Source organism: Sediminibacillus albus, from assembly GCF_900101125.1.
GTDB classification, from domain to species: domain Bacteria; phylum Bacillota; class Bacilli; order Bacillales; family Amphibacillaceae; genus Sediminibacillus; species Sediminibacillus albus.
The window spans coordinates 93450-114965 of the sequence record NZ_FNFL01000001.1; the positions used below are offsets into that span (position 1 = coordinate 93450).

25 protein-coding genes and 1 riboswitch are annotated in these 21516 nt (G+C 40.0%); of the genes, 19 read left to right on the top strand and 6 right to left on the bottom strand.

The genetic code is table 11. The features are described 5' to 3' along the window. Positions 1 to 38: 38 nt before the first annotated feature. From BLR93_RS00505 to BLR93_RS00530, 6 genes are all read left to right on the top strand, one after another. Entirely contained in the window at positions 39 to 755 is a 717-nt protein-coding gene (locus BLR93_RS00505) for a response regulator transcription factor (RefSeq protein ID WP_093210322.1), read from the top strand. Then, complete coding sequence (locus tag BLR93_RS00510; RefSeq protein ID WP_093210323.1) at positions 755 to 2524, top strand: ATP-binding protein; 1770 nt, start codon at positions 755 to 757, stop codon at positions 2522 to 2524. Before BLR93_RS00505 ends, BLR93_RS00510 begins: the two co-directional genes overlap by 1 nt. A 120-nt stretch (positions 2525 to 2644) precedes the next feature. Next, a riboswitch (cobalamin riboswitch) is annotated at positions 2645 to 2832 on the top strand. Between the two features lie 164 nt (positions 2833 to 2996). Beyond that, entirely contained in the window at positions 2997 to 3410 is a 414-nt protein-coding gene (locus tag BLR93_RS00515; protein WP_093210324.1) for a DUF4430 domain-containing protein, read from the top strand. Continuing rightward, positions 3407 to 3937 carry an ECF transporter S component gene (locus tag BLR93_RS00520; protein ID WP_342720194.1) on the top strand — a complete coding sequence of 177 codons (531 nt, stop codon included), beginning with the start codon at positions 3407 to 3409 and terminating at the stop codon, positions 3935 to 3937. The genes BLR93_RS00515 and BLR93_RS00520 overlap by 4 nt, the downstream gene beginning before the upstream one ends. A 179-nt stretch (positions 3938 to 4116) precedes the next feature. Beyond that, complete coding sequence (gene sigX, locus BLR93_RS00525) at positions 4117 to 4653, top strand: RNA polymerase sigma factor SigX (protein ID WP_093210325.1); 537 nt, start codon at positions 4117 to 4119, stop codon at positions 4651 to 4653. Then, on the top strand, positions 4650 to 5933 hold the full coding sequence (locus BLR93_RS00530) for a GerMN domain-containing protein (protein ID WP_093210326.1): 1284 nt from the start codon (positions 4650 to 4652) through the stop codon (positions 5931 to 5933). The genes sigX and BLR93_RS00530 overlap by 4 nt, the downstream gene beginning before the upstream one ends. A 101-nt stretch (positions 5934 to 6034) precedes the next feature. Here BLR93_RS00530 and BLR93_RS00535 read toward each other — a convergent pair whose 3' ends face one another. Next, entirely contained in the window at positions 6035 to 6538 is a 504-nt protein-coding gene (locus BLR93_RS00535) for an inorganic diphosphatase (RefSeq protein ID WP_093210327.1), read from the bottom strand. 216 nt (positions 6539 to 6754) lie between these two features. Here BLR93_RS00535 and BLR93_RS00540 point away from each other — a divergent pair, with 216 nt between their 5' ends. Next, positions 6755 to 7213: a helix-turn-helix transcriptional regulator gene (locus BLR93_RS00540; protein ID WP_093210328.1), complete on the top strand. Its 459-nt coding sequence runs from the start codon at positions 6755 to 6757 to the stop codon at positions 7211 to 7213. Between the two features lie 56 nt (positions 7214 to 7269). Here the strand turns inward: BLR93_RS00540 and BLR93_RS00545 are convergent, their stop codons facing one another. Further along, positions 7270 to 7518 (bottom strand): ferredoxin, encoded by a 249-nt coding sequence (locus BLR93_RS00545; protein WP_093210329.1) that lies wholly within the window; start codon positions 7516 to 7518, stop codon positions 7270 to 7272. Positions 7519 to 7664: 146 nt separating this feature from the next. On the opposite strand from BLR93_RS00545, the gene BLR93_RS00550 reads away from it, so the two are divergent. The 4 genes from BLR93_RS00550 to BLR93_RS00565 are packed head-to-tail and all read left to right on the top strand — an operon-like array spanning position 7665 to position 11260. Continuing rightward, positions 7665 to 8780, top strand: a complete 1116-nt coding sequence (locus tag BLR93_RS00550; protein ID WP_093210330.1) for a YpbB family protein — start codon at positions 7665 to 7667, stop codon at positions 8778 to 8780. After that, positions 8780 to 10330 carry a RecQ family ATP-dependent DNA helicase gene (locus BLR93_RS00555; protein WP_093210331.1) on the top strand — a complete coding sequence of 517 codons (1551 nt, stop codon included), beginning with the start codon at positions 8780 to 8782 and terminating at the stop codon, positions 10328 to 10330. Before BLR93_RS00550 ends, BLR93_RS00555 begins: the two co-directional genes overlap by 1 nt. Continuing rightward, the gene (locus tag BLR93_RS00560) at positions 10308 to 10901 is read left to right on the top strand and encodes a CPBP family intramembrane glutamic endopeptidase (protein WP_093210332.1); all 594 of its coding nucleotides are present in this window, start codon (positions 10308 to 10310) and stop codon (positions 10899 to 10901) included. The genes BLR93_RS00555 and BLR93_RS00560 overlap by 23 nt, the downstream gene beginning before the upstream one ends. After that, on the top strand, positions 10898 to 11260 hold the full coding sequence (locus BLR93_RS00565) for a hypothetical protein (RefSeq protein ID WP_093210333.1): 363 nt from the start codon (positions 10898 to 10900) through the stop codon (positions 11258 to 11260). The genes BLR93_RS00560 and BLR93_RS00565 overlap by 4 nt, the downstream gene beginning before the upstream one ends. A gap of 42 nt (positions 11261 to 11302) precedes the next feature. On the opposite strand, the gene BLR93_RS00570 is transcribed toward BLR93_RS00565, so the two are convergent. The 3 genes from BLR93_RS00570 to BLR93_RS00580 form a co-directional block, all read right to left on the bottom strand. Beyond that, positions 11303 to 11872: a manganese catalase family protein gene (locus BLR93_RS00570; protein ID WP_093210334.1), complete on the bottom strand. Its 570-nt coding sequence runs from the start codon at positions 11870 to 11872 to the stop codon at positions 11303 to 11305. A 76-nt stretch (positions 11873 to 11948) separates the two neighbouring features. Further along, entirely contained in the window at positions 11949 to 12212 is a 264-nt protein-coding gene (locus BLR93_RS00575; RefSeq protein WP_245690025.1) for a spore coat protein CotJB, read from the bottom strand. Further along, positions 12205 to 12432, bottom strand: coding sequence for a spore coat associated protein CotJA (locus tag BLR93_RS00580; protein ID WP_093210336.1), 228 nt, complete (start codon positions 12430 to 12432; stop codon positions 12205 to 12207). Before BLR93_RS00580 ends, BLR93_RS00575 begins: the two co-directional genes overlap by 8 nt. A 146-nt stretch (positions 12433 to 12578) precedes the next feature. On the opposite strand from BLR93_RS00580, the gene BLR93_RS00585 reads away from it, so the two are divergent. The 6 genes from BLR93_RS00585 (at position 12579) to BLR93_RS00610 (ending at position 18509) form a co-directional block, all read left to right on the top strand. Continuing rightward, complete coding sequence (locus BLR93_RS00585) at positions 12579 to 13211, top strand: CBS domain-containing protein (RefSeq protein WP_093210337.1); 633 nt, start codon at positions 12579 to 12581, stop codon at positions 13209 to 13211. 143 nt (positions 13212 to 13354) lie between these two features. Beyond that, on the top strand, positions 13355 to 14122 hold the full coding sequence (locus tag BLR93_RS00590; protein WP_093210338.1) for a metallophosphoesterase: 768 nt from the start codon (positions 13355 to 13357) through the stop codon (positions 14120 to 14122). 109 nt (positions 14123 to 14231) lie between these two features. Further along, positions 14232 to 14822, top strand: a complete 591-nt coding sequence (locus BLR93_RS00595; RefSeq protein WP_093210339.1) for a genetic competence negative regulator — start codon at positions 14232 to 14234, stop codon at positions 14820 to 14822. Positions 14823 to 15051: 229 nt separating this feature from the next. Further along, the gene (locus tag BLR93_RS00600; protein ID WP_093210340.1) at positions 15052 to 15981 is read left to right on the top strand and encodes a D-alanine--D-alanine ligase; all 930 of its coding nucleotides are present in this window, start codon (positions 15052 to 15054) and stop codon (positions 15979 to 15981) included. Between the two features lie 138 nt (positions 15982 to 16119). Beyond that, positions 16120 to 17400 carry a Glu/Leu/Phe/Val family dehydrogenase gene (locus BLR93_RS00605; protein ID WP_093210341.1) on the top strand — a complete coding sequence of 427 codons (1281 nt, stop codon included), beginning with the start codon at positions 16120 to 16122 and terminating at the stop codon, positions 17398 to 17400. A gap of 116 nt (positions 17401 to 17516) precedes the next feature. Next, positions 17517 to 18509, top strand: a complete 993-nt coding sequence (locus tag BLR93_RS00610; protein WP_093210342.1) for a YpdA family putative bacillithiol disulfide reductase — start codon at positions 17517 to 17519, stop codon at positions 18507 to 18509. A 54-nt stretch (positions 18510 to 18563) separates the two neighbouring features. Here BLR93_RS00610 and BLR93_RS00615 read toward each other — a convergent pair whose 3' ends face one another. Continuing rightward, positions 18564 to 19532 carry an asparaginase gene (locus BLR93_RS00615; RefSeq protein WP_093212257.1) on the bottom strand — a complete coding sequence of 323 codons (969 nt, stop codon included), beginning with the start codon at positions 19530 to 19532 and terminating at the stop codon, positions 18564 to 18566. Between the two features lie 87 nt (positions 19533 to 19619). Here BLR93_RS00615 and prsW point away from each other — a divergent pair, with 87 nt between their 5' ends. Both prsW and sleB read left to right on the top strand, forming a co-directional pair. Beyond that, the gene (gene prsW, locus BLR93_RS00620; protein ID WP_093210343.1) at positions 19620 to 20306 is read left to right on the top strand and encodes a glutamic-type intramembrane protease PrsW; all 687 of its coding nucleotides are present in this window, start codon (positions 19620 to 19622) and stop codon (positions 20304 to 20306) included. Between the two features lie 330 nt (positions 20307 to 20636). After that, positions 20637 to 21515 (top strand): spore cortex-lytic enzyme, encoded by an 879-nt coding sequence (sleB, locus tag BLR93_RS00625; RefSeq protein ID WP_093210344.1) that lies wholly within the window; start codon positions 20637 to 20639, stop codon positions 21513 to 21515. Position 21516 lies beyond the last annotated feature (1 nt).

A 21516-nucleotide genomic window follows, 5' to 3' on the forward strand; every position in this document is an offset into this window, starting at 1 on the left:
TCTTTGCTTGATAACATAGAAATGAAGGGGCTGAGATAATGGCCAATAATGAAAAAATATTAGTCGTCGAGGATGAAGAGAGAATCAGGCGGCTGATCCGTATGTATTTGGAACGGGAAAATTATGAAGTGGAAGAAGCCGAGGATGGAGAGACTGGTCTGCTGTTGGCATTAGAGCAGGATTTTGACCTGATACTGCTTGATATTATGCTTCCCGGAAAAGATGGCATTGAAGTGTGTAAGGGCATCCGCGAGAAAAAAGATACCCCTGTAATCATGTTGACTGCAAAAGGAGAAGAAACAAACCGGGTCCAGGGGTTCGAAGTTGGTACCGATGACTATATTGTTAAGCCATTCAGCCCTCGTGAGGTCGTATTGCGTGTCAAGGCATTGTTAAGGCGTTCATCTGCAAAATCCTTTTCGGCAGCTGACCATACGACAAGAGATTTGATTGAATTCCCTCATTTATTGATCGATAATGATGCGCACAGAGTTATGGCTGATGAAATGGAAGTGAGTTTAACACCAAAAGAGTACGAACTGCTTTATTTTTTGGCAAGCTCTCCCGACAAAGTGTTCGATCGGGAACAGTTACTTAAGGAAGTGTGGAAGTATGAGTTTTTCGGTGATTTACGGACAGTAGATACACATGTGAAACGGTTAAGGGAGAAACTCAATAAAATTTCCAGTGAAGCTGCAAAAATGATTGTAACTGTTTGGGGAGTGGGCTACAAGTTTGAGGTTAAAGGAAACTGATGTTTTGGAGAAGTGTAGTTGGTAAGCTTTGGTTTACGATCTTGCTGCTAGTCTCGTTTGTTTTACTGATTTTAACGATTTTGCTTTTAGAGTTTTTTCAAAATTACCATGCTCAGGAAGCGGAAAAAAACTTAATGCAAACTGCAACAAAGGTCTCTGTCATGGTTAAGCAATATGATGACAGGGGCTTGATTTTTGAGACGTCAGAACGAGTCAAGGATCCATCAAGCCGAATAGCGATTATTTTTGGTGAAGACGATTATTGGATTTCCAACAGTAATGACAATCAGCTGCCTGCGGTTTCTTATGACTGGCTGCAAAGCGAAGGGGGATTCACTTCTATCCAGCAAAACCAGGAGGAAGTCAGTAAACAAGTATACCTCCCCCATAGTGACAGCCAGGTTATTATTGTAGGGATTCCTATACCTGATCAAAATGGAGCCGTTTTTGTTTACCAGTCTCTAAGTGTATTACATGAAACATCGAGGCAGACGACGAAAATAATCTGGCTTGCAGCCGGTGTGGCATTAATTTTGACGACTATTTTTGCCTTTTTCCTTTCTTCACGGATAACATCGCCATTAATCAAGATGAGAGAAGGGGCCATCGAACTGGCTAAAGGGGAGTTTAACACGAAAGTTCCTATCCTTACTCATGATGAGATAGGCGAGTTAGCAATGGCCTTCAACCGAATGGGGAGACAGTTAAAGTTCCATATCAATGCATTGCGCCAGGAAAAGGAACAAGTATCCAGCATTTTAAGCTCAATGGCAGACGGAGTCATAACGTTGAATCGAAAAGGGAATATTATTGTCTCTAATCCCCCTGCAGAAAAGTTTCTGGAAGATTGGCATTATGAGAATGATTCACAACTGGAAAAAGACATTCCATTGCCAACAGAATTAATGGAAACATTAGAAGAAGTAGTTAAGACTGAAAAAGAAGTAATGAGAGAGATTCAGATTCAGGGCAGAAACTGGGTAATGATTATGACTCCACTGTATGACCAGGCATATGTCCGCGGAGCAGTTGCTGTGTTTCGCGATATGACGGATGAACGTCGTTTGGACAAGCTGAGGAAAGACTTCATTGCTAATGTTTCTCATGAACTTCGGACACCTATATCCCTGCTGCAGGGATATAGTGAGGCAATTGTCGATGATATCGCTGAAAGTAAGACAGAGAAGAATGAGTTAGCCCAAATCATTCATGAAGAATCGCTGCGGATAGGAAGGTTAGTTAATGAATTACTCGATTTAGCAAGAATGGAATCCGGGAACATCCAGTTGAATCTAGAAACAGTGCGAATGAATCCTTTTGCAGATCGGATTGTCAAAAAATTCGCCGGTATGGCAAGGGAAAAGGATATTAAGCTAACGCTTGATGCTAATTTACCTGAAGATACAATGAAGATTGATCCGGATAGGATTGAGCAAGTTATGACTAATTTGATTGATAATGCAATCAAGCATTCTTTTGCGGGCGGAGAAGTTTTTGTTCAGCTCTCATCAGAGCAGGATGGCATGACATGCTCTGTGAAAGATTCAGGTTCAGGGATACCTGCCGAAGATTTGCCGTTTATTTTTGAGAGGTTTTATAAAGCAGATAAATCCCGGAAAAGAGAGAATGGAAAGGCAGGAACCGGATTGGGCTTGGCGATTGCAAAGAATATCGTTGACGCACATCAAGGGACGTTGTCAGCAAAAAGCAAAATTGGCGAGGGAACTACATTTATTTTCCGGATTCCGAAAAATAGCGAAATATCATAATTCATGAAGAAAAATCTTGTTCCCTATGTAACAATAAATCTTTCTAAACATGAGGAACTGTGGTAGAATAACTTTTGGAAATTGAATATGTAAACGATGGTGCAGTAAGGCTAGTGACCAAGCCGTTATTCAACAGGTGGTTCCAGCCGTAAATGTGCTGAAAAGGGAATCTGGTGCAAAACCAGAGCTGTCCTCGCAACTGTAAGTGCGGACGAAATGAATTGATCCACTGTGTGCTTGTTACATGGGAAGGATTCAGAGTAGAGAGATGCATAAGCCAGTAGACCTGCCATCGTTTTCAGTTTCAAAGCTTCGGGGATTGAGCGTTTGAGACAACCAGTAAAGGGCTGTAGCCTAAAGTCTGGTATGTCTTAAGCTTATCTTCTACGGGGATAAGCTTTTTATTTGGTCATTTACATATCGGCTGAAAAATCGTTCAACAGCCTCAAAAAAACTAAATGGAGGTTGCGAAATGAAAAAGTTTTTGTTTAATTTATTTTCGGTGTTATTGTTTGCGGTATTATTAACTGGCTGTGGCGGACAGGAACCAAATAATAATGAGCAGTCAGAAACGGAACAGACTGGAGAAACAGAAAATCAGGAATCTGTGATGGTGACAATTTCTGAGAATCAGGGCGAAAAAGTAATTGCTGAGAAGGAAATAGCAATAGAAGAAGGAGCTATTTTGCTTGAAGTAATGAAAGAAAACTTTGAAATTGAAGAATCTGATGGGTTTATTACTTCCATCGAAGGTGTGTCCCAGAATGAGGATGAAGGCAAGTATTGGATGTACACCATTAATGGAGAAATGGCGGAAGTAGGCGCTAATGAGTATGAATTGACGCCAGGAGATGAAGTGACTTTTGATTTACAAGCTATGGAATGATTGGTTTGAATACCTATAAGCTTACACTCATAGCGGTTCTTGCTGCTCTTGCTGTGGTAGGAAGGTTTACCTTTCAATTTCTCCCCAATGTACAGCCGGTGACTACGCTTATTATGATTAGCGGTTTTTTTCTTGGGCCCTTATCAGGAATTTTATTAGCCGTGCTGACTACCTACTTATCTAACTTATTTTTAGGAATGGGGCTTTGGACAGTCTGGCAAATTGTTGGCTGGGCACTGATTGGTTTGTTAAGCGGTTTGCTAGGAAAATACTTCAGGTCTGTACCGCTCGTACTGCTAGTTCTGTTCGCTGTCATGGCGGGTTATTTATATGGGTTGGTAGTATCCTTGGCTACCTATACAGTGGCGGGTAAATTCTTGCCATATTACTTGTTAGGCTTACCGTTTGATACTTATCATGCTGTCGGCAATGGAGTTTTTATGTTTATGTTATTTCCGCTTTTTTCCAGGATTTTTAGAAGATACAGCGAAAAATTAATGCCTGCAAAAATACCAACTAGTAAATAGTTGGTATTTTTATTTAATTCATCCTTAAAGATTAGATGGAATGGAGTATAATAGAGACGATTGCTTTTTTACAGCAATTCGGATTTAGAAGGGCACAGCATTTCTGCATAATAAAATTTTCTTTCTTTGTAACTTTTACATAGTGTGCTTCGACAATTATAGTGAACGGGGGATCCAGGATGAAGGCCGTTTTTCAAGAGCTGTACCAAAAATACCACCAGGACTTATTCCAATTTCTCATATACATGGTCAAGGATAGAGAGCAGGCAGAAGACCTCGTCCAAGAAGTTTATATAAAAGTACTAAAATCTTATCATACATTTAAAGGAGAAAGCAGTGAAAAAACATGGCTTTTTTCTATAGCACGGCATGTAGCTATTGACCACTTTCGTAAGCAGGCAAATAAACGAAAAAGAATTTTGGATTTTTTTGACTGGGGCGAACAAGGAGAACAACTCGAGGACGATCGTTCACTCCCAGAGGAAGTAGCTCAGATGAACGAGGAAATAAGGCTGGTATATCGTTGTCTCGATAAATGTACTATCGATCAGAAAAGTGTCATTATCCTAAGATATATTCAGTCTTTTTCCTTGCAAGAAACTGCGGAAACACTGGGATGGAGCGTCAGTAAAGTAAAAACGACGCAACATAGAGCAATCAAGGCACTCAGGCAATTACTTCAAGGAACAAACGGAGAGGAGGGGACCATTCATTGAGCAATAAATGGGAAGACAAAAGGATAGAAGGCTTACTAAAAAAAATGCCTGTAATCAAAGATCAAAAAGATCCAGAAGAAATTTACCAGCAGATTGCTGACAACTTGGACGAGAAAACTCCGCAACGCAAACGGAAACAGAACTCTAAATCATGGTTGATCCCCTCCTTTGCCATGCTGGCAGTTCTGGTGCTTTTAGCTGTGATCGGGCAGAGTTTTATGCGTACCGATTTTAATTCTACTCAACAGGAGTCTGCTGATATCATGAGCAGCGAATCAGCGGAGAATGGCCAGTCAAGTGCGACCCTTGAAGAAAAGGGAGCTCCGCAAGAAGAATCAACTGGCGAGCCAAAAGGTGAAACAAACGATGAACCGAACAAAGAACAAAACGACGAGGGTGATTCTGTTATAACCGATAATGATGATCGGGAGGTTGGCAAAGCAGAAAGAGAACCACAGAATGGAATGGAAGCAGCTAACTCGAAGATTTTGTATCAGGAGAGCGCAGATACAACTATCCTTCAACTGTCGGTCCCGGATAAGACTAATCAATTCTTAGTTCCGCTAGCATATGAAATTATGAATGATGAACAAACGATGGAAGAATATTTAAATCGTTTGGACCAAATAGTTGATTTAAAGGCATTAGGTTTTTCGGAAAATTTGCTGGAAGGGCTGTTATTTGATATCAATACCGAAAGGAATGAGGTAACCATTGAATTTCCGGTAAATTATGCTTTTTCAGGTGACGCAGCAGCACAACAGTTTGAAACAATTCTTTCACAATTATTTTTGCCGCTTAATATTGATCGGGTTATATTGCAATCAAATGGAGAGACAGGAGTAAATCTGGCGCCAATAGGCGAAAATGTGGAAACGTTGAAGCTTAAACCGCCGGGAAAGCAAATTTACAAAATATATCATGATAGCAGCAGGTCTGCAGACTGGCTGGCAGTTCTGCCTGGCGAAGATCAGCAGACTATTGAGCAGGCTTTTCAAGAAATGAAACAGGAAGAACCTGCATATGACTTGGAGCCATCGATTCCTCCCAATTTCGAAATTAGCGTTAATCAACATGATAATCAACTTGCCGTTTCCATTTCCGGGCCAGTTGCCAATAACCAAACCGCTGTTAATATGCTGGAAGCAATCTTGATGACGGCCAAAAGTTTTGGGTTTAAAAAAGTGAACTTTCATGTCGATCAAGCGGAAATAGGACCTTATAATAATTTAGAGAAACCTTTACCAGTACCAGATGGGGTAAACCCTGTCCTGCCATAATATTTGCTTATACAAAAAAGACCAGATTGCATGCTCACGGCAGTTACAATCTGGTCTTTACTCTATATGGATGGGACAATGGAAACGAACAGCATATACTGTTATTTTCCTTCGTTTGCTTCTTTATATCTTTTCAAGCAATCTTCGATTAGTTGGTTGGCAGCTTCTACGCCTTCCCATTCACCAACTTCGGTCTTCTTATTCTGCAAGTCTTTATAAGTTTTGAAGAAATGAGAAATTTCATCAAGTTTATGCGAAGGCACATCATCCAAGCTGTATACGTCTTTAAAACGAGGGTCTTCGACTGGAACAGCAAGTAATTTCTGGTCTTCTTCGCCGCTGTCAATCATATTCAAAAATCCGATTACGCGAGATTCGATCACACAGCCGGGAAATGTAGGGTTAGTAACTAGAACCAACGCATCCAATGGATCGCCATCTAATGCAAGCGTTTCATCAATGTAACCATATTCAGCTGGATAGAACTGAGGGGAGAAAAGTACTCTATCTAATTTAAATACCCCTTTTTCCTTATCAAATTCATACTTATTTTGATTTCCTGTAGGTATTTCCACGAAAACTTCTACGTTTTTGTTATCTGCCATTGTTTTTTCCTCCTTATAATCTTGGGATAGAGGTGGTCCAAAACCAATTTCTATGAGTTTTGGACGTGCACTCATATGTACTAAACTACGATTACATATTATATCAATAATTTTTAAGGAAAGAAAGCAGAGAACATGTTAAAATAAGAGTAAAAATACTCTAATTAGATGATTACGCATAAAGTATTTTTCAATTAAGCAGCAGGGCGGTAGAAAATGAACAAATCAATAGTTATGGAAAAAATATCTGTTAAGATAAAATTAATCAGGGTGGAACGGGGTTATACCCAGGACAAAATGGCATCTATTCTGGGCATTTCAAAAAAGACGCTTGTTCAAATAGAGAAAGGCAGAACACAAGCCAATTGGCCTACTACAGTTACTGTTTGTGCTTTGTTCAGGAATAGCGAAGTTATACAACACCTGTTAGGCGGGGACGTACTGGAAGTAATAGAAACAGTTGCTCATAACACTGTCGAAGAACCGAAGGAAAAAACAATGGGCGGCAAGGTCTGGTGGAAAAACGTCTCAGAGAGCAATGGTTATGTTTTGCAGCAAAACTTGATAAGCCAGCATTACCGGATTATTGACTCGAAAAATAACCGGTGGTACAGTTCATTGGATGATGAAGAAGCCGCGGCGAAACTGGAAGAATTGGGAAGAAGCACTGACTAAATCTAAAAGGGCAATAACTAATAAAGACACCCAGTAAAGGTGTCTTCTTTCACTAATTACTCAAATTTTTCCGGATCCCCGTTAAAAGGCTTTTCTGCGATTTTTATTGAATTGGTAGGACAGCCTTCTAACGCATCCAGCATGTCTTCCTCCAATACATTCGGTATTTCGGTGATTCCTTTATTGTTATCCGCTATGGTTAGCGCAATTCCTTCGTCGTCATAGTCGTATATATCAGGAGCGGCTGCACCGCATGCACCGCAAGCGATACAAGTTTCCTGATTAACGATGGTGTACTTTGCCATCCAAGAGATCCTCCTAATTGTCGTGCTTATAAATGATAAACTTTACTGAATACGGGAGAGAAGAAACGATTAATATTCTTTTACTATACCATTGTAAATCTGTTATCCTGCCATATCAAAGGTTTTATTTTGTCAGGTAAATAAATATGCTGGCCGAGAATATCAAGTTGACAGGAAATCAGCCGAAGGAGCATTCGATTGTGTTGGATTTAATCATTTTGGACTGTATATCTAAAATAAATAAAGAGAGGAGCCTTGCTGCAATTTATCATTTATTAACAGGCAAAAGGTCCTCTCAAACGCTTCAGGATGCTCATATCTATCATCTAACCGGATATTTTGGGATATGCAAGGGAATGGAAAAGGCAGCATTTGATCAACTAATACAATCGGTAATCGACCGGAGATTTGCAAAACCTGAAGGAGATGACGCTGAACTGACCGGGCGGGGAATAGACTTTTTAACCGGCAGCGACTCATCAAGTGATTTAGCCCATTTTAACGGTTTGGCTTATGACCGTGCTGCTTCATTGTTTTATGACAGATTATCCTTATTTATCCAGACGGCTACGAACCTAGAGTCCGGGAATCACAATTTTATCCCTGTAACAGAAAATACAGATACCTTAAGATGGATGAAAAGGTTTTACAATGCTAACAAACACCAGCTTCGCAATTTGCTTGACGGGCTATATCAGGAGCTCTTGATATATCTTCATCAACTCCCGGATGAACAAGCTTCCGTTTTTGTTAAGAGGTTAAGCGGATATTCTCGTTTCGGCCTTAGTAAGGCTCAATTAGCGATAACATATGGATACGAAAAACAGGATTTTAATGTAATTTATTTATTGCTTCTTCATCGTCTGTTGAATTATGTTCTTTATGACAATGAACCCACTCCAACGCTAGCCTTGTTTACGAAAGATATAGTAAAGGAAGTGTTTCTAACTGATTCCGCCAGGAAAACGAACCAGCTGCTGAACAGCGGGAGAAGCATCGAACAAATAGGACGGATAAGAATGCTTAAAGAAAGTACGATTCACGATCATTTAATAGAAATCGCCTATGCTCACCCGCATTTTCCATTAGATAGATATGTCCCGCAACAAGCGATAAAAGAAATCGCCCGTACGGTTGATCGTTTGCAAACCAGAAAATTAAAGATAATTAAACAGGCATTAGACAACCGATATAGTTACCTGCAAATACGGTTAGTATTAGCGATCCACAAGTCTGGCTGGCAAAAGGGGGAGAATATTTAATGAGCTTGATTGACAAAGCGTTAAAAAAGTATTATGGTTTTTCTTCCTTCAGGCCAGGCCAAAAGGAGATAATCGAAGATGTTTTGGCCGGGAAAGATGTACTGGGGATTCTCCCTACTGGCTCTGGGAAATCGATATGTTACCAGCTGCCCGCAAGAGTAGTAGACGGCAGTGTCCTCGTTATCTCGCCTTTGATTTCGTTGATGATAGACCAGGAGAAGGAGCTGCAAGCTTCAGGATTCAAGGATGTTATCGCTTTTAACAGCTTTTTAAGCTTCTCCAGAAAGCAAAGGGCATTTCAACATTTAGCTGATTACAAATTAATATATGCTTCACCTGAAATGCTGCAGAACGAAAGGTTTATGCAAAAATTGTCCAAGCTGGAGATTTCTTTGTTTGTGGTCGATGAAGCTCATTGCATTTCCCAGTGGGGGCATGAGTTCCGTCCAGATTATTTAAAGCTCGATGAAACCATCAAAGCATTGAATGACCCGGCCGTGTTGGCTCTGAGTGCAACAGCAACGCCTGAAGTTCAGAAAGATATAGCAAAACAACTAAATAGAAATGATATCAATAAACATATTTATCCAATGGATAGGGAAAACATTGCCTTTCAGGTAACTACATTGGCGAATGCTGAAGAAAAAATAAATTACATAGCTGGTTTGTTAAAAGAGCATTCTGTTCCAACGATGATTTACTTTTCGAGCAGGAATTGGACAGAAAAAGCAGTGGATCAATTGGCGGCGAAATTGCCTAAGCGTAATATCGCATTTTACCATGGAGGGATGGAACAAACAGACCGCATTTTAGTCCAGCAGCAGTTCATGAAGGATCAGTTAGATATCATTTGTTGTACGAGCGCTTTTGGAATGGGGATAAATAAACCTAACATCCGATTGGTTATCCATTTTCATCTCCCCACTCAAGTGGAGTCTTTTATTCAGGAAGTTGGCAGAGCCGGGAGAGATGGACAGTCAAGTGTCAGTCTTGTGCTGACCGCACCCAATGATGATTTGTTGCCGAAGTTGTTGATAAACTCAGAATTACCAGGAAAGGAAGATGTTCGCCGAACCTTCCAATATCTCAAGTCATTATTGGACAACCACCAGAACGAAATACAAAATGGAGAGCAGTTGATCCAACATTTAAATATTAATGAAACACAATGGAGATTTATGAGTTATCACCTCGAAAAAAATGGTATTATGAAAGATAATAATCTATTACCTTATCATCTATCTAAGTGGCAAACCACTTATGAGGAAATTCTTGCTTTAGCTGCTAATCGGGTCAAATACAAAATGGAGAAGTTATCGGAATTACTCGTATGGGCAGAAAAAGACCAATGCCGGCGTCAAGCTTTATTTGCTTCTTTCCAAGATACAATCAAAGAGCCTGCCTTTAGCTGCTGCGATGTTTGTGGTTTTTCATTTAAAGATTGGCATCCGATAAAGTCGCAATCTCTTGAAAGCTCACTTAATTGGAAGGTGGATTTTAAGCAGCTTATGCTGCAAGGAGGCGATGATGAAAAAGTTAAGCCAGGCTGAATTAATTAAGCGAATATCCGTACCCCAATTAAAAAAACAATTATATTTATCCCAGTTATTATTTTTTTTGGCTGCCTTGGCAAGTGCTGGTTTTTTATTTGATTCGGCTAACCAGTTGATTGGTCTTATCAAGTGGCAGCCATTCGAACTGATATACTACGGTATTGGGTCAGGTATTGCTGTTATACTGACAGATCTCTTATTAATGCGAATTTTTCCTGCAGCAGCATTTGACGATGGGGGCTTAAATGCTAAACTGTTTAAAAATTGCTCTGTTCCGGAAATCTTTTTGATTGCTTTAGTGGTAGCTGTCGCAGAGGAAACATTATTCAGAGGTGTGTTACATACGGAATTTGGTTTTATCTTTGCAAGTTCTATTTTTGCCCTTGTCCATTTCAGGTATTTAAAGAAACCATTGTTATTGTTATCCGTTATTTTTGTAAGCTTTTTGCTGGGATGGATGTTTGAATTGACAAATAATCTTTTAGTTACTATTACGGCCCATTTTGTTATTGATTTTACACTGGGAATATTAATAGCGCAGACAACAAGTGGGGAGGAAGAACAATGAAGAAAGAAAACAAAAAGGATCAGGCGCAACAACTTAGAAGTGCTATGGACAAAGAAGAAAGTAAGAGTTTCTCTCTGGAGAATCAGCTAGAACATCATCCAGATCCTGAAGAGGAAGTAAACGTCTTGAACCTTCCGCCAAGGAAGCAAGTGCACCATCAAAAGAAAACAGGGATGAAGTGGAAAATAAGCATCCCGCTGATTCGTTTTTTGTTGATTTTATTTTTGTTAATTATTGGTTTGGTGCTGGCTGTCCATTTTTGGGGAGACGAGCTATTACGGCTGGAAGGGGAACAACTTGAAGGCAATCAGCCTCCAGCAGGAGAAGAGGTTGAAATTAAGAAGCGTGCAATTGAGTAAAGCCGAGTTTTAAAAAATCAAACCCGGCCGTAAGTTGGCTTGTTAAAAAAAGACTTTTTTATCTTTCTCTTCAATTAAAATTTGGGCAGCTTCCCGGAACCTTTGTGAATGCACTACCTCTCGTTCTCTTAAATATTTTAATCCATCATTCAATTCAGGGTCATCTGACATGTTAATAATCCATTGATAGGTAGCCCGTGCCTTTTCCTCTGCTGCTATATCCTCGTATATATCAGCAATTGGGTCTCCTTTAGCTTGTATGTAGCTGGCCGTCCACGGAACGCCAGCTGCGTTTTGATAAAATAACGCATGATCGTGATTGGCATAATGATCTCCCAGCCCGGCATCTTTCATTTGTTCCGGAGTAGCATCTTTTGTTAATTTATATATCATCGTGGCAATCATTTCTAAGTGAGCAAATTCTTCTGTCCCTATATCCGTTAACAGACCAATGACTTTATCTGGTATGGAATAACGTTGATTTAAATAACGGAGAGCAGCAGCGAGTTCGCCATCGGCGCCCCCGTATTGTTCGATTAAAAATTTTGCCAAGCGAGGATTACATTCGCCAACCCGCACTGGATATTGAAGTTTCTTTTCGTAATACCACATAGAACCCTTCCTTTCGAAACTGGAATTACATCCAATAGAGACGATTTATATGGTTCCCTCTTAAATTTTAGGTTTGTTAGACTTGCCAGGGCCAGGGGGCATCTTTCCAATTCCAAGGATAACTTGAGTAACTCATGCCATACTGCATTAAAGGACCGTATTGTTCTTCATATTGTCTTTTCAACTGTCTGCTTTGTTTGGAATGGTAATTGAATTGTTGAATTGCTTCGTTATCCGATGGGTGCGTGTCGAGATACAGGGTAAGCTCGCATAACACAAAATCAACCGCTTGTATTTGCTCCAACAGCTGGTAATATTCGGGTGGAAAAGCGTTAGTCATCATCTTCACCTCTTTCATACGGTGAGGAGTATGGACTATATAAAAGCGGCCATAAAGTTCCACGGTAGAGTGCCTCTCGGGCTGTTGCGTATTGAGGAAGGCCTGGAGGCTGCATGCCAATATAAAGCTGAGGCGGTGTATCATAGCTTTTTATCTCTATTGGTTTACAAGGATCATAGGGACTGATATAGGGAGTATAATATTTGCGCTGGGTAAACATTTTATTCTCCTTTCCCATATTGCAATATAATTTATGCTATGATTTAACCGGTTTGTCTCATTCCGATGTTAAATAATACTTAAGCAGGGAATGACTTAGTAAGTGTAGAAATAATATAATGTATTACAATAAGGAGGCTGATTATAATGTTTGTAAAAAGTATTATGAAACCAAGCTATAAGTGTATTATCGCTTCCCAAAAGGAAACACTAAAAGCGACTATAAATCTGTTAGAAAGCAATGATATTGAAGCTATGCCTGTAGTTGATTCTGGGGAATTCATGGGAATGATATCAAGACAGGATATATATAAAGCATATTTTCAAAGCGGTCAGCCAAGAGAGGAATTTCTTACGGGCACAACAGTCGGCGATATTTCTTCCCATGGAGATTTGTATATAGATGAAGAAGCTGTATTTGAAAAAACGCTGACCACCTTTAAAGGATATCCTATTTTAGCTGTAGTGGAAAAAAATAAAAAGTTTTTAGGGATTGTCACTAGGTTTGATATGATCGAGCAGTTTGAAAGTGCTTTTGGCGTAAAAAAACACGGGATAAGAATTGCTTTTACTTCAGAAGAATCTTCTGGCAGGCTGTCCCGATTAGCTGATATAATTAAACAACATCATGCAAATGTTATTTCGGTTACTACATTTGATGAAACAGACAAACTTGCAAGAAGGATTGTTTTGAAAGTAGAAAAAACAGATAATATTGAAAAGCTATCACAAAAATTGGAGAAATCTGGTTTCCGCGTTTTGGATATAAAAGAAGTTTAAAGTAAAAAATAACCTCTATTGGCATATAAATATGCCAATAGAGCGTTTTTCTACTAGGGGAAGCGTTATAGACATACGCTTGATGTGGTAAAGAACAGCTTTTTCATTTTCTAGCTGCATAATATTGGTAAAGGAGAAACGGCTTGGGTCCTTATATTTTCGGATTTATTGTGCTTGCTTTATTGTTTATCGTATTTATGGTATACAAAGCTCATCAGGATCATTTAAGATATAATAAAATTTCAATAAGCAAACACACAATGGATAACGAACAAATTAATCTGTTTTTTATTTCCGATATTCATAAAAGAATTATTAAGGAGCATACTTTGGCTCAAATTCAACAGCCGCTGGATCTGGTGATCATCGGAGGCGATTTAACTGAATCCAAAGTTCCGTGGAGCAAGGTCAGCACCAATTTAGCAAGGCTGCACAGGATGCAAGCACCGATTTTTTTTATATGGGGAAATAACGATTATGAGGTCGATAGATATAAATTATTACAATTGTTAGTTGACCAGCATGTCCATATACTGACAAATGAAACAGTAAATATCACATTGAAAAATAACCGTGCGGTAAGTTTGATCGGAGTAGATGACCCTGATAACAGCTCGCCGATAATGGATTTGCTAGTAAGGGAGGCTGCAGGAGAAGTCGTAATCCTGTTATCGCACCGACCGAGTGTCTTTGAAGAAATGGAAGACGTGTTTACATCGGCTATCGACGTAGTGTTAAGCGGTCATACACATGGCGGCCAAATTAGAATCTTCGGATTTGGTCCTTATACGCGCGGTGGAGTAAAGCAGATGAATAGCAAACCTATCTTAATTAGTGAAGGATATGGCTACACTAGTTTGCCATTTCGGCTGGGTACAACGGCAGAGTGCCATGTAGTCACTATCCTGTGAGTTTTATAAGCTGATCAACGTAGATTTCTGTGTTACTGTCTAGGTACCATCGATTCAAATTCCTCATATACTAAATAATTAGATGAGGCATTCAAGGGGGGATAAGTGAATGCGTTTAGAACGACTATCGACCAACCAATTTAAGATTTTTTTGACTTTTGATGATTTGATTGAAAGAGGTCTGACAAAAGAAGACTTGTGGCACGACCTGCCAAGAGTGCATCAGTTGTTTCATGATATGATGTATGAAGCAAGTGATGAATTGGGGATTGAGTTAGAAGGCATGCTGCTTGTCCAAGTACATCTAATGCAAGCGCAGGGAATGCTCGTAATAGTGACTCAAAATAATCATTGGGTAGATGATGAAGACGATGAAGAAGAATACGTAGAAATGAAGGTTACTTTAGATGAAAGCAGGGAGTTGATCTTTGCTTTTACTGATTTTGAAAATATAATCCAGGTTTGCTCTCACTTAACTGATATCGGAATAAACGGCGGTACAGTGTTTTATATGGATGGATTTTATTATATGCAAGTCTCCGATCAGGAGGTAGATGGCCAGAATAGAGAACATGTTATTGCCATCATGTCTGAGTTCTCTTCTCCGAGTATTGTTACTTCTTTTAAACTAAAAGAGTACGGCAAGCTCATTTTTGATAAAAATGCTGCTGCTCAAATAAATAAATATTTTCTCCGTTAATGATCTGAGCCTAAGGAGTTGGTTAACCATTTTGCCAACTCCTTTACATATTGAATCAAAAGAAATGCCATCATTTTTCTAGCTGACTGCCTAGTAAAATGTTACTATATTTACGTACGATACTTAGAAGTTTGTCTATGCTATTTTAAATCAGAATAGCTGCGGTTTATTAAGGTTAATTATCATATGGAAATTGCAGGCAGGATTACGGGTTTAGGGAGTGAAAGTAGTGAAAATCGCAGTTCTTTATGGAGGCACCTCTGGCGAACGGGAGGTTTCCCTTTCTACAGGAAAGGGAATTATCGAAGCACTAAAGAAAAACGGACATGAAGTAATCGGAATTGATTTTGACCCGAGAAATCTAACTGAAATAGTAAATCTTAAGGTTGACTTAGCATTTATTGGGTTACATGGAAAGTATGGAGAAGATGGAAAAATCCAGGGGCTTCTGGAAATGCTGAACATCCCCTATGTCGGATCGGGAGTTTTAGCTTCGGCTTTGGCAATGGATAAGTCAAAAGCAAAGCAAATATTTGAAAAAAATGGCTTGCCTGTTGCCAAAGGCTTGACTATCGAGGTTGGGGATTATTCCCAAGAGGAAATAGTGGAAATGGTGAAAAAGTCATTCACCCCTCCTTATGTTGTCAAGCCGAACCAGGAAGGTTCCACGTTGGGATTGACAATAGTCAAGAAAGAAGAACAGCTTCCTGATGCCATTAAGCTGGCAGCGGAAAGCGATGATGTCCTGCTAATTGAAGACTTTATCTCGGGAAAGGAATATACCGTTGCTATCGTCGGGCAAAGAGGAAAGGAAATCGCGTTGCCGGTGATTGAAATCATTCCGAAAAGCGAATACTATGATTTTGATTCAAAATACAAGCCTGGCGGAAGTGAACATATTATTCCAGCAAGGATTGGTGAATCGCTCACAAAAGAAGTCAAAAATCTTGCTGTCGAAGCCCATCAATTATTAGGGTGTGACGTTTATTCCAGAGTTGATTTCATTATCACGGAGGATAATCACCCGATCATACTTGAAGTAAACACGCTTCCCGGCATGACTCCGACAAGCTTATTTCCGGATGCTGCCAAAGTAATGGGCTGGACTTATGAGCAAATGATTGAGGAGTTTGTTTCATTATCAATAAAAAGGAACTAACTCTCGAGAAATTATTTAATTATAAATATTCATAACATATTGCATAATAGCTTCTAGCGTGTATACTATTGTCTGAAAGAAAATCACAATAACTTAAGAGAAAATTGGTTAATTGAATATTGATTGGGAGGTAAGTTCATGGTAGCCGATAAAGCATCAGATTCTCCAAACGAACAAAAGGACAAACTGGACGTACTAAAATCAACCCAGACCGTTGTACAAATTGCTCTTGATAAGCTGGGTTATCCAGAAGAAGTCTTTGAATTATTAAAAGAGCCAGTGAGGATGATGACCGTTCGGATACCTGTACGAATGGATGATGATTCCATTAAGATATTTACAGGCTATCGGGCACAGCATAATGATGCAGTTGGGCCGACGAAAGGCGGCGTAAGATTTCATCCTGCCGTTACAGAAAAAGAAGTAAAAGCTCTCTCTATATGGATGAGCTTAAAAGCAGGTATTGTCGATTTGCCATATGGTGGAGGAAAAGGCGGCATAGTTTGCGACCCAAGAGAGATGTCTTTTCGTGAACTTGAAGGATTAAGCCGCGGTTATGTAAGGTCTATCAGCCAAATCGTCGGTCCAACAAAGGACATTCCAGCGCCGGATGTTTTTACCAATCCGCAAATAATGGCATGGATGATGGACGAATACAGCAGAATCGATGAGTTTAATAATCCTGGTTTCATCACCGGAAAACCAATTGTCCTAGGCGGTTCCCATGGCCGGGAATCAGCAACGGCTAAAGGTGTTACCATCTGTATTGATGAAGCAGTTAAGAAAAAGGGCATTAAGGTAGAAGGTTCAAGAGTGGTCATACAAGGATTCGGTAATGCAGGCAGCTTCTTAGCAAAGTTCTTGCATGATCAAGGTGCAAAGGTCGTTGGTATATCTGATGCTTATGGAGGCTTGCATGATCCGGATGGATTGGATATAGATTACTTGCTGGATAGAAGAGATAGTTTTGGAACTGTAACAAAGCTATTTGAAAATACAATTTCAAATGACGAGCTATTAGAACTTGATTGTGACATTCTTGTGCCCGCTGCCGTAGAGAATCAAATTACAGAAGATAATGCCCATAAAATCAATGCTTCAATAATAGTCGAGGCAGCTAATGGCCCGACGACATTGGAAGCTACTAAAATCTTGTCTGAACGAGGCATTTTGCTGGTACCTGACGTTCTAGCTTCAGCTGGCGGGGTAACTGTGTCCTATTTCGAATGGGTGCAAAACAAACAAGGCTATTACTGGTCTGAAGAAGAAATTGAAGAGAAGCTTTATAAAGTGATGATTAAAGGCTTTAATAATGTATATAACACAGCAGAGACCAGAAAAGTAGACATGCGCCTTGCAGCCTATATGGTTGGCGTAAGAAAAATGGCGGAAGCAGCAAGGTTTAGAGGCTGGATTTAAAGAAAAGCGGTACTTATCAGCTGTTGGCGGTAAGTACCTTTTCTAATTATATTAAGTAAGTTATAGAAATTCTCTGACATAAACATGGAACGGTTTCCTCTAAAGGAGTGTAAGAAATGCAAGAAGAAAACACAATAATCATTGGGGCTGGCCCCTGTGGCATGTCTGCAGCAATCGAACTGCAGCAAAAAGGGATAAACCCGCTGTTAATTGAAAAAGGCAATGTTGTCAATTCCATTTATAATTACCCTACCCACCAGACCTTCTTCAGCTCGAGTGACCGTCTGGAAATCGGAGATATGCCGTTTATTACAGAAAAGAAAAAACCAGTTAGAAATCAAGCGCTCGCCTACTATAGAACCGTAGCTGAACGCAGAAAATTAAGAATTAATTCATTTGAACGGGTCACTAGCGTTAAACAGATAGCAAGCGGATTTGTTATAAGTACAAAGATAGCTAATGGCAGGGAGGTGCAGTATAAGGCAAGCCACATCGTGGCGGCTACTGGATATTATGATCAGCCGCGTCTATTGGGGATCAAGGGTGAGGAACTTGCCAAAGTCAACCATTACTTCAAAGAGGCTCACCCTTACTTTGGTAAAAAAGTGGTTGTGATTGGCGGTAAGAACTCTGCCGTTGATGCCACCCTGGAACTGCATAAAGCGGGAGCTCATATCACTGTTTTGTATCGCGGTAACGAGTATTCCTCCAGCATAAAACCATGGATACTTCCTGAATTTGAATCCTTAGTAAGAAAAGAAATTGTTCATATGGAGTTCAATGCTTGCGTCACCGAAATAACAGAAGAAGCTGTCTATTACGAAGTTGATGGGAAGAGGAAATCGATTGAAAACGACTTTGTTTTTGCAATGACTGGATATAAGCCTGATAATGAATTTTTGCAAAGTATAGGGATTACTATTGATCAGCAAACAGGAGCCCCAAGTTTCAATGAAGAAACAATGGAAACTAATGTGCCTGGTATATATATTGCAGGTGTGATTGCAGCCGGCTATAATAATAACAAAATATTTATAGAGAATGGCCGATTTCATGGTGGACTGATTGCAGAGTCAATCTGTAATTCTGCTAAGCAAACGCAAGAGTAATAAACAAAAGCTGTATGCCTCATTGGGATGGATGAGGCGTACAGCTTTTTATAGTTATTCAAACATAGGGGAAAGCTCAGTCAACTTATTGGTTAACTCCAACACTACCATTAATTTGATCCTGGCTTTAGGTCCGGTCAGGCCGTTTGCAAAAATTAAGCCCATATTTTTGAGTTGACGTCCGCCGCCTTCATAGGTATAGGTTGCCTGTACAATGCCCTGATAGCATCTGGAGACTAAAATGATTGGAATGTTGTCATCTATCATTTCCTGCAGAGCAGGAATAATCCCTTCAGGCAAGTTTCCTTGACCTAACGCTTCAATTACGAGGCCGTCGATGCCGGCGTTGTGAATAGCTCTGATAAAATTGCTCTCCATGCCAGCATAGGCTTTGACTAAAGCAACATTTTTATTTAATTGCTGGATAGGGTACGATTCATAGGCTATGAGCTTCTGGTGAAACAAAATTTCCTGCTTGGTAATAATGCCGATGGGACCATATTGGGGACTTTGAAAGGTCGCCACATTACTTGTAGATGTTTTTGTAACATTTTTTGCTGTATGTATTTCGTCATTCATGACGACCAGCACACCTTTATCCTGGGCTTCATCTGTGTTGGCCACTCTTACAGCACTAATTAAATTATACAATCCGTCTGAGCCGATTTCATTGCTGGATCGCATAGCCCCCGTAACCACTACTGGTTTTCTGGTTTGTAAAAATAAATCCAAAAAATAAGCTGTCTCTTCCAGTGTGTCCGTGCCATGAGTTACGACCACTCCGTCGAAGTTTCCCGCTGCTAATTTGTCATGGATGCGCCTGCCTAATTCCAGCATATGTGCAGGAGTGATTTGCGGCGAAGGCAAATTAAATAAAAAGTCTTCTTCAATATGGGCATCATGGTTGAAGATAGAAGCCGAATTGGATAAAGGGTGTTCCGTTGAAGTGGAAACTTCCCCGCTGCTTTTGTCTTCCTTCATCGAGATGGTTCCGCCTGTATGGATAATAATAATCTTTTTCAACATTTACACCTTCTTTTATTAGGACTATTTTAATTGCGTCAACTTCATGATACGATGAATCATATTAGATTGAAAGAGGGTGTCGTTATGTTTGCTGTCCTATCTGCAGGGATTGCTCCGACACTAGCACTAATGTCATTTTTTTATTTAAAAGACCGCTTTGACTCAGAGCCTTTATCCATGGTTTTCAGAACCTTTATGTATGGGGCTTTATTGGTATTCCCAATTATGTTTATCCAATATGCTTTCATGGAAGAGGGGATCGGGCAAGCACCAATGATCCGTTCCTTTTTGCTGACTGGTTTGATGGAAGAATTTTTCAAATGGTTTATTTTCCTATATACGGTTTATAAATATACTGATTTTGATTCTCTGTATGACGGCATTATTTACGGAGTTGCTATAAGTCTGGGGTTTGCTACTGTAGAAAACTTGCTTTACTTACTTGCCCATGGTGTGGAATACGCCTTTGGCCGTGCCCTGTTTCCTGTTTCATCCCATGCGTTATTCGGGGTCATCATGGGGTATTATTTAGGGAAGGCAAAATTTTTCACCCATAATCATAAATCCACGTTGCTGTTAGCTCTTATTATACCTGTTACTCTACATGGATTTTATGATTTTATTCTGGAAACGATTCCTTACTGGATTTATATAATGACACCATTCATGATCATATTATGGTTGCTTGGATTGCGGAAAGTAAAAATAGCAAATCAGCATTCATCGAAGCAAGTAGTAGTTATTCCAAAAGAAGAGTCACAAATCCTATAATCATTAGCCATTACCGCTTTAGCGGTAATGGCTTTTTCTATGAATTGAAGTGCTGTTGCTGTATCTCCCCATAGTGAACTTCCGGCTACTCCTTCCGATAAGTCAACATATCGCTGTCGCTCTGTGTTTCCTTTATCTAGTTACGCATGAAGTTCGATCAAAGCCCGCCGTTTTGCACGGCAATGTCGAACCACCCGCGATGCGCGGGTGCACTTCATACGGCGCTAAACAAGGTGCTTTCGCTTTTGTTCATCGTCTATGTATAAAAAAAGGATGGTTTCAAAAAATAAGGCAACAACGAAGACTTAGACTCTCTTAGGAGGAAATGGTATGCGGTTAAAAAAAACAGTTATTCTTTTGTTTTTTGCATTAATATTTGCGATCGGGATTTCAGCTACAAATGATATTCAGCCGACAGAAGCATTCAGTAACCAGGTGATTCAGCAAGGGGCGGTCGGCGATGATGTGATTGAGCTGCAGTCCAGGTTGCAGTATCTGGGTTTCTACAATGGCAAAATAGACGGAGTATTTGGCTGGGGGACTTATTGGGCACTAAGAAACTTCCAGTACGAATTTGGTCTAGAGATTGATGGTCTTGCTGGCACGGAAACAAAGCAGAAATTAGTAAAGGCAAGCGAGTACGATAAAAATTATGTAAATCAACAAATTAAGAAGGGCAATGAATTTACGCACTATGGAGGAACACCTAAAGAACAGCAGGTGAAGCAAGGACAGAAAAAGGGGCAAGAAGGCACGAAAAAACAGCAACAGGGTCAAGGAGAGGGCGGCAAGAATCAGCAGCAGACAAAGGATACTCCGGCAGAACCTAAAGCAGTGAATGTTCCTGGCGGTTTTTCACAAAATGATATCCGCTTGATGGCGAATGCTGTCCATGGTGAAGCGCGTGGAGAATCGTATGAAGGAAAAGTAGCAGTGGCTGCAGTTATTTTAAATCGGGTGGAAAGTCCCACGTTTCCTAATACAGTATCTGGTGTGATTTTCGAACCAAGAGCTTTTACTGCAGTAGCCGATGGACAAATATGGTTGACGCCAAACGATTCTGCCGAGGAAGCTGTTCTGGATGCTCTAAATGGTTGGGATCCAACTGGAGAGGCGATTTATTACTTTAATCCCAATACCGCTACCTCGGATTGGATTTGGTCACGGCCGCAGATCAAACAAATAGGCAAGCATATTTTCTGTATGTAAG

Excerpts from the sequence above, each read along its gene's own strand:
- prsW (WP_093210343.1), top strand. The coding sequence starts at position 19,620 with ATGTTTGCTGTCCTATCTGCAGGGATTGCTCCGACACTAGCACTAATG.
- sleB (WP_093210344.1), top strand. The coding sequence starts at position 20,637 with ATGCGGTTAAAAAAAACAGTTATTCTTTTGTTTTTTGCATTAATATTT.
- BLR93_RS00520 (WP_342720194.1), top strand. The coding sequence starts at position 3,407 with ATGATTGGTTTGAATACCTATAAGCTTACACTCATAGCGGTTCTTGCT.
- BLR93_RS00570 (WP_093210334.1), bottom strand. The coding sequence starts at position 11,872 with ATGTGGTATTACGAAAAGAAACTTCAATATCCAGTGCGGGTTGGCGAA.
- BLR93_RS00580 (WP_093210336.1), bottom strand. The coding sequence starts at position 12,432 with ATGTTTACCCAGCGCAAATATTATACTCCCTATATCAGTCCCTATGAT.
- BLR93_RS00505 (WP_093210322.1), top strand. The coding sequence starts at position 39 with ATGGCCAATAATGAAAAAATATTAGTCGTCGAGGATGAAGAGAGAATC.
- BLR93_RS00560 (WP_093210332.1), top strand. The coding sequence starts at position 10,308 with ATGAAAAAGTTAAGCCAGGCTGAATTAATTAAGCGAATATCCGTACCC.
- BLR93_RS00555 (WP_093210331.1), top strand. The coding sequence starts at position 8,780 with ATGAGCTTGATTGACAAAGCGTTAAAAAAGTATTATGGTTTTTCTTCC.
- BLR93_RS00510 (WP_093210323.1), top strand. The coding sequence starts at position 755 with ATGTTTTGGAGAAGTGTAGTTGGTAAGCTTTGGTTTACGATCTTGCTG.
- BLR93_RS00595 (WP_093210339.1), top strand. The coding sequence starts at position 14,232 with ATGCGTTTAGAACGACTATCGACCAACCAATTTAAGATTTTTTTGACT.
- BLR93_RS00550 (WP_093210330.1), top strand. The coding sequence starts at position 7,665 with ATGCTGGCCGAGAATATCAAGTTGACAGGAAATCAGCCGAAGGAGCAT.
- BLR93_RS00605 (WP_093210341.1), top strand. The coding sequence starts at position 16,120 with ATGGTAGCCGATAAAGCATCAGATTCTCCAAACGAACAAAAGGACAAA.
- BLR93_RS00575 (WP_245690025.1), bottom strand. The coding sequence starts at position 12,212 with ATGACTAACGCTTTTCCACCCGAATATTACCAGCTGTTGGAGCAAATA.
- sigX (WP_093210325.1), top strand. The coding sequence starts at position 4,117 with ATGAAGGCCGTTTTTCAAGAGCTGTACCAAAAATACCACCAGGACTTA.
- BLR93_RS00585 (WP_093210337.1), top strand. The coding sequence starts at position 12,579 with ATGTTTGTAAAAAGTATTATGAAACCAAGCTATAAGTGTATTATCGCT.
- BLR93_RS00545 (WP_093210329.1), bottom strand. The coding sequence starts at position 7,518 with ATGGCAAAGTACACCATCGTTAATCAGGAAACTTGTATCGCTTGCGGT.
- BLR93_RS00610 (WP_093210342.1), top strand. The coding sequence starts at position 17,517 with ATGCAAGAAGAAAACACAATAATCATTGGGGCTGGCCCCTGTGGCATG.
- BLR93_RS00515 (WP_093210324.1), top strand. The coding sequence starts at position 2,997 with ATGAAAAAGTTTTTGTTTAATTTATTTTCGGTGTTATTGTTTGCGGTA.
- BLR93_RS00540 (WP_093210328.1), top strand. The coding sequence starts at position 6,755 with ATGAACAAATCAATAGTTATGGAAAAAATATCTGTTAAGATAAAATTA.
- BLR93_RS00565 (WP_093210333.1), top strand. The coding sequence starts at position 10,898 with ATGAAGAAAGAAAACAAAAAGGATCAGGCGCAACAACTTAGAAGTGCT.
- BLR93_RS00535 (WP_093210327.1), bottom strand. The coding sequence starts at position 6,538 with ATGGCAGATAACAAAAACGTAGAAGTTTTCGTGGAAATACCTACAGGA.